The sequence below is a fragment of the Neobacillus niacini genome (genome assembly GCF_000759675.1).
Taxonomy (GTDB): Bacteria; Bacillota; Bacilli; order Bacillales; family Cytobacillaceae; genus Neobacillus; species Neobacillus niacini_A.
In genome coordinates this window covers 70,495-76,494 of the sequence record NZ_BAWM01000146.1, presented here as the reverse complement: position 1 = coordinate 76,494, position 6,000 = coordinate 70,495, and the positions used below count along the sequence as shown (strand labels likewise).

Genomic DNA, 6,000 nt, shown 5'->3' with positions numbered 1-6,000 from the left:
AGTGAATGGCTAGTTCTTTCTCGACGGGAATCCCACCCGCTATATGATACGACCTATGCTCGGCCGCACAACTGCCACGTTAGCTCAATAAGAAAAAAGCTGCCGTAGCAACCCTTTGTAAAGCTCAAGCCATAGTTAGTTGAAGAAGGAACCGTGCTCTAAAAACTTTATTGTTCGATATTTAGGTGGTAACTGGGGCTACAGTCCACCACCTATGACAAAATATTGACACTATTAATGGGGTCCACTATAGTTTTTTAGTTAATGGAAATAAAACACAATCCTTAATTGTATCACTATCCGTTAGTACCATTAATAATCGTTCAATTCCAAATCCCCATCCAGAAATGGGTGGCATTCCATATTCCATAGCTGTTAGATAATCTTCATCCATCTCCATAGCTTCTAAATCTCCATTACTTTTAAGATAGGCTTGGGCCTCCAACCTTCTTCTTTGTTCAAGTGGGTCAACCAGTTCTGAATAGGCATTTATGATTTCCGCACCATTGACCACTAATTGGAACCGGTCTGTAAGAGCAGGGTTTTGATCATTGGCTCTAGCTAGTGGGGATAAATCTATAGGGTGCTTGATTAAAAATGTCGGTTTAATTAGTTGTGGTCGACACATTTTCTTGTAAAGTAGATCAATAAAATTACCTCTCCCTAAAGATTCAATGTCGGAATGTTCTAAGTTGATATTTTTCCTCAATGCTTCTTGATATAAATCTTTAACATCAGGATAAAGGTCTATATCTATCCCTGTGTCTTTTAAGATTAAATCCCTGAAAGAGGCAATGTCCCATTCTAGTGAAAAGTTTATCGTTTGACCCTGGATGGTAATGGTAGTTGTATTAAAGGTTTGATCTAGAACAAACAGAACCATATCACGCATTAATTTCATTGTATCCTCATAATTCCAGTATGCTGCATATCCTTCAACCATTGTAAATTCTTGAAGATGTTGAGGACTAATCCCCTCGTTCCTAAAACACTTGGCAAATTCAAATACTTTGGTAAAACCACCTACAATTAACCTTTTGAGATAAGTTTCCGGTGCAATTCGTAAATTTAATTCAGTATCAAAAGAGTTATGATAGGTCCTAAAAGGTTTAGCTAAAGCCCCCGAGGAAGTATGCTGTAAAACTGGTGTTTCTACTTCTAAAAATTCCTGGTCCTCAAAGAATCTGCGAATGGCACGTACCATTTTGGTTCTGGCTAGTATACGACTTTGTGTGTCTTTGTTCATCATTAAATCTAAATAACGCTGTCTATATCGAAGTTCGACGTTGCTTAAACCGTGCCATTTTTCTGGAAGAGTCCGCAACGCCTTCCCAAGAAACACATAGAATTCGGTACGAAGTGTTTTCTCATTCGTTTTGGTCGTATACATACGTCCTTCCACACCGATAAAATCTCCAATATCCAATAAATTATGAAATTGATTAAAAGGTTCCTCGCCAATCTCATCCTTTTTTAAAAGAAGTTGTAAGCTTCCTTGTATGTTTGAAATAGTAATAAAACTTAATTTGCTGAAGTTTCTAATACTCATTATTCTTCCGGCAACTCGGACTCCAGAAGTTCCGTCTTCAAGCTGAGTGGCTTCATAAAGTTCATAATTTGTAGAAAACCTTTCAGGATAAACTGGAATCCCCTGCGATTTTAAAGTCTCTAATTTCTCTATTCTATAATTTGTTTGTTCATTACTCATTCTTTTCACTCCAATCTTTTAGTTGGTTTATAAGGTTTTTAATTATGGATTTATAATTCTAAACAACAAAAAAACTCCCACCCCCAAGATATACATCTTGAGGACGAGAGTTTATAGCTCCGCGGTACCACCTCAGTTTATTGATATGTCACCATATCAACCTCTTCGGGTACGGCAATTTTTTAATAATTGATTATACCCTATCTCTTTAACGGGAGATCCCGTCGCATTATCACTAAGAACGCTCTTAGATCCGTGCGAAGCTCCAAGTCTTTTTTCATTAAGATCATTATTACTCCTTCCCACCTACCGGAGCTCTCTGAAAATAATTAATCAAAATTACTCTTCTCTTCCTAGCCTTATTATTCCGTATTAATTGAAAATATCTTAGCTTAAATAAATGCTTTAGTCAATTGCTATATGCAGGATTAATTTTCTTGTTTCAACTAAACTGACCGTTCGCTGAATAAAAAAAGTTGAACTGATACAGCTAGATATTCAACAAAAGCACCCGTTACTTAATAAGAAGGTGAATAAATTCTATCAGTATCAGTATCAATAACAAATTCGACCTTTATACCGCAGTCTTAAGGAATTTGTTCAAAATTATGAAGCCTTCAAAACACATTAGGAAGGTCTTTTATCTCATACGTTAATTCTTTGGCTTGTTGATATTTCTGTTTTAACTGTTGTTTGGAACACTTTTCCCCATAAGAAGAACTTGAAAGAAAAAACCGACGATTTCAATAATCAATTTTTTCACGACTAGTTGCTAATCAGTCATATAGCTTAGATTTGTTAAAGCGCCAATTTGTTGAAAAACATTTTTAAACTTTTTTACTATGTTTTACTTTAAAAAAGTCCCCACCTTTTTGTTTTTCATCATCGGTTCCCCAGTATATTTTTTTATCGATCTGTTTAAGCATTGGGATATGTTTTGAACAGTGGATATAAGCTTCATCAATTTTGATAATTACCCAACGTTCTGGTCTATTTCCTTCTTTTTCTTTAATGTCATTAATTATCTTCTCTGATAATTTTAATGAAGTCAATTCTCTATTTTCTATTATTGAAGCTTTACCATTGACATGTAACCCAATGTTATGCTCAAAAAAATCTATAAACATTAATCCAATATGGGGATTTTCAATGATGTTTCCTAAGCTTGCCATAACACCATTCCCCTTGTATTCAGGATAAATTAATGTTTTTTTATCAATTACCCGTACAAAACCTACTGAGCCAGCTCTAAAAGTGGAGTCACAGTTTCCACTAGAATCAGCAGTTGCTATAAATACCATAACTTGTTTTGATATAAACTCTGTCATCTGCTCATTTAAGTAATTAAGCATTTGGTTTTCGTAAAAAGTGGAAGCCTTTTTTGTAGTACCATAACGTTCCTGTAGTAAATGTTCACCCTTTGACATTGTCTCCCAACCTTTGCATTAATTCTCTATATATTTTAACACATAGATATATTTAAGTTTATTATTCATTTCTTCCATTAACCTGCTTCGTTAGTTCAACAAGATTAAAGCAGTATTGTCAAACGCACCTGTAATAAAATGACAAATTTATGAATCTGGCGAAAAACTCTTTTCAATTTCAGTTTTAATTGATATTATTCATATTATAACAGTAGGAATAGTAGGTGTTTCCAAAAATGTCTTTGTATGAAAAATTACCAAGTGATTTTTTGATTCAATTTTATTATGAAGTGAAGAAAATGATTTCAAAAGGATTAGTTTCTAAAAATATGTACTATGAATTAGGACTAATAATTACAGCTGCGTCAAGAAGAGGGATACTATTGGATACGCCAAAGGATTTTGAACAACACATTGTCCACGAATTATTAATGGAATTAAGTAACTAGAATTCCGCCGTGATTAAATAAATAGTTCATCGTACAGGTCTTCCATTAAACAAACAAAAAAGCCACTGATAAAAATCAGTGGCTTTCTTCAACTAAAGCACCCGTTACTTTAAGTACACTTTTTCACAAATTACCTTGTTTAACGGTTTAATTCAAATATTTCTTTTTCGTTCTCCATTATTCTAGAAAGTTTCATTTTGACACGAGGAACACCATCTATGTGAAAATATTCATTTAATACTTGGTCAACCTCACTTATTTCCGTTCCGAGTATCTTAGGAGAAAATTGCTCAACATAAATGTCACCATAACCTTTAACACAGTTCGCCATTGTATCCAGTGCTATTAAACTTAAAGGTCTTCCTTTGTTTAGCCAAGATTTCATTCTTTCCCAGGTTGGAAAGCATACTGCAGCCAGCCTTCCCCAATTATCGTTAAAAATCGTGCAAGTTGACTCAATCCAATCAAGTATATTGCTCGAACGGAAACGGTATAGGCAGGTAAAAGCCGCTATTGGCAATTCTTTTTCACTTACCAATTTTAATTTTTCAAATTATATTATTTAATCCCTCTTCGGCTGGCAAACTACTGGCTGTTGCCCAAGAAATTGGGTAAAGAAATTCTTCGTCATAATTCTCCCAAAGTTCCCTTACCCATCCCGAAGCAGAAGTACCTAAAACATCAGCTACGATTTCCAACATTCGTGATTTTACTTCGTAATTTTCGGTTTCATAAAACCTAGATTTTACAGAACTCAGGGTCTTTTGGGTATTGTGCTTTTTAAGGGCATTTATTACATCATCCTCAAGAAACCATCTGGTTATTGAAAAATCTAATAAAGACTCCAAATCATTTCGAACGGCTCGTAATGTTGGTGCTTTATCTTTTTTAGTTACAAATACATCTTCTTCTGGTTGGCAAGCCTCTCCGTCTTCTTCATATAAATCATCGTGCAATAAAAATTTTTTTGGAGAGTGAACAACTGCTAGATTGTACCATTCAATTGGTCGTAATGAATATTTTAATAGCCGTTCGTGACATTGATTGCATAATTTATAAGGCTGATTAGGATCATCCGACTTTTCTACAACATTAATCTCGTTTCTTTTACAGGCTTCACATAAATCATTTCTCATAATTAATACTCACACCTCATTTTGATTATCCTACATTATTCTATTCACATTAACTTTTTTCCTTTATTTCACTAAACTGCTTCGTTAGTGGAACAAGAAAAAGAGCCGTAGCTCCGACTCTTTGTTAAACTCAAGCACCCATTAGTTTAAGTACAATCCTTCACAATTTTTGTGATTTGGAAACTCTATTATTCATCTTATTTTTTATGAGGAATACAGCTATGTATAGAAAACTTAAGACTGCATAAATAGACCAGATTGAACCTTGTTGTAACTGAGCTACTAAGTGTTCAAATTCATTCATACCCTTTGCTCTTCCAATACTATTTAACATACTAATAATCGGAACAGTAGTTGTTAGAACAATTGCAATTATAGAAAGACCTAACATTCTTTTTCGAATTACATTAGAAATTCCAATTCCTAATGTTAGAAATAAAAATAAGTAATAAAATACCCAAACCCAACTTGGAAGTGTCTCCCAATACATACTATTACGCCTCGCTTGATTATTAACTTTCCCTATATTTTACCATCAATTTTCCATTGTGTCCTTTTTTTATCTTCCACTAAACTGCCCCGTCAGTAGAACAAGAAAAAAAGAGTCGCAGCCCCGACTCTTTGTTAAACTCAAGCACCCGTTACTTGAATAAGAAAAAAGCAATCCCTCGTTATAGAAGCATGGTAAATTTATTTTTTGTTAATGACTCAATTTTTTTTCAAAATAATACTGATTATTTCCTTTTGGGTGATCTTCAAATTTTCCAACAACCTTATATCCACATTTCTGATAAAAGTCTGGTGCCTTGAAGCTAAAAGATGCGAACATCGATTTAAGCAAAACATATACGAATACATTCGTTGACAAAGTGAAATAAGAGGAAATAAAATGCCAGGCACTCTCCGGAAAAATTAGAGATTATTAGAATTTTTTTACCAAAAGTTTCTCTAAAAAAAATTACAAGTGCAAAATAGGTTTTTTATAAAGATTGTTTTTTTGAAAATGTTCCTGATGGCTCAACAATGAATTTTCTTAAGAAAATCTAGATAGGGAAATAGCATGCTATTTTCGACAAAATTTGCATAAATGCCACCTTTCTTACCAGGTAAATTATTGATAATTTACTAATTTTCTTTAATTTATTGGAATATAATGTTATTTTCTTCGTACAAAAGTAATACTCGGGGTTTTTGTCGGTTTATCACTGTCGAATAAAGTAGATTGTTCAACTAACAATTTGCAATATAATGAAAATTAGGAAATATAAAGGAGGTCAATT

General features: G+C 33.6%; 6 protein-coding genes, 1 pseudogene and 1 other annotated feature. Of the genes and pseudogenes, 1 reads left to right on the top strand and 6 read right to left on the bottom strand.

From position 1 onward, the window contains the following. Window positions 1-247 precede the first annotated feature (247 nt). Together lysS and TR08_RS26400 are read right to left on the bottom strand one after the other, a co-directional pair. Window positions 248-1,708: a lysine--tRNA ligase gene (gene lysS / locus TR08_RS26405; RefSeq protein WP_045523349.1), complete on the bottom strand. Its 1,461-nt coding sequence runs from the start codon at window positions 1,706-1,708 to the stop codon at window positions 248-250. Between the two features lie 96 nt (window positions 1,709-1,804). Continuing rightward, window positions 1,805-2,072 (bottom strand) — a binding site (T-box leader). Between the two features lie 463 nt (window positions 2,073-2,535). Continuing rightward, window positions 2,536-3,135: a pyridoxamine 5'-phosphate oxidase family protein gene (locus tag TR08_RS26400; RefSeq protein ID WP_045523347.1), complete on the bottom strand. Its 600-nt coding sequence runs from the start codon at window positions 3,133-3,135 to the stop codon at window positions 2,536-2,538. A gap of 236 nt (window positions 3,136-3,371) precedes the next feature. Between TR08_RS26400 and TR08_RS26395 the strand changes: the two genes are divergently transcribed. Further along, window positions 3,372-3,584: a hypothetical protein gene (locus tag TR08_RS26395; protein ID WP_045523345.1), complete on the top strand. Its 213-nt coding sequence runs from the start codon at window positions 3,372-3,374 to the stop codon at window positions 3,582-3,584. A 139-nt stretch (window positions 3,585-3,723) separates the two neighbouring features. Here TR08_RS26395 and TR08_RS33470 read toward each other — a convergent pair whose 3' ends face one another. The 4 genes and pseudogenes from TR08_RS33470 to TR08_RS33460 form a co-directional block, all read right to left on the bottom strand. Next, window positions 3,724-4,104: a hypothetical protein gene (locus tag TR08_RS33470; RefSeq protein ID WP_238579254.1), complete on the bottom strand. Its 381-nt coding sequence runs from the start codon at window positions 4,102-4,104 to the stop codon at window positions 3,724-3,726. Window positions 4,105-4,132: 28 nt separating this feature from the next. Further along, window positions 4,133-4,720 (bottom strand): hypothetical protein, encoded by a 588-nt coding sequence (locus tag TR08_RS33465; RefSeq protein ID WP_238579253.1) that lies wholly within the window; start codon window positions 4,718-4,720, stop codon window positions 4,133-4,135. 160 nt (window positions 4,721-4,880) lie between these two features. After that, window positions 4,881-5,210, bottom strand: coding sequence for a hypothetical protein (locus TR08_RS26385; protein ID WP_045523338.1), 330 nt, complete (start codon window positions 5,208-5,210; stop codon window positions 4,881-4,883). A 210-nt stretch (window positions 5,211-5,420) separates the two neighbouring features. Next, a pseudogene (locus tag TR08_RS33460) lies at window positions 5,421-5,540 on the bottom strand (GNAT family N-acetyltransferase); the annotation flags it as partial. Between the last annotated feature and the right edge of the window lie 460 nt (window positions 5,541-6,000).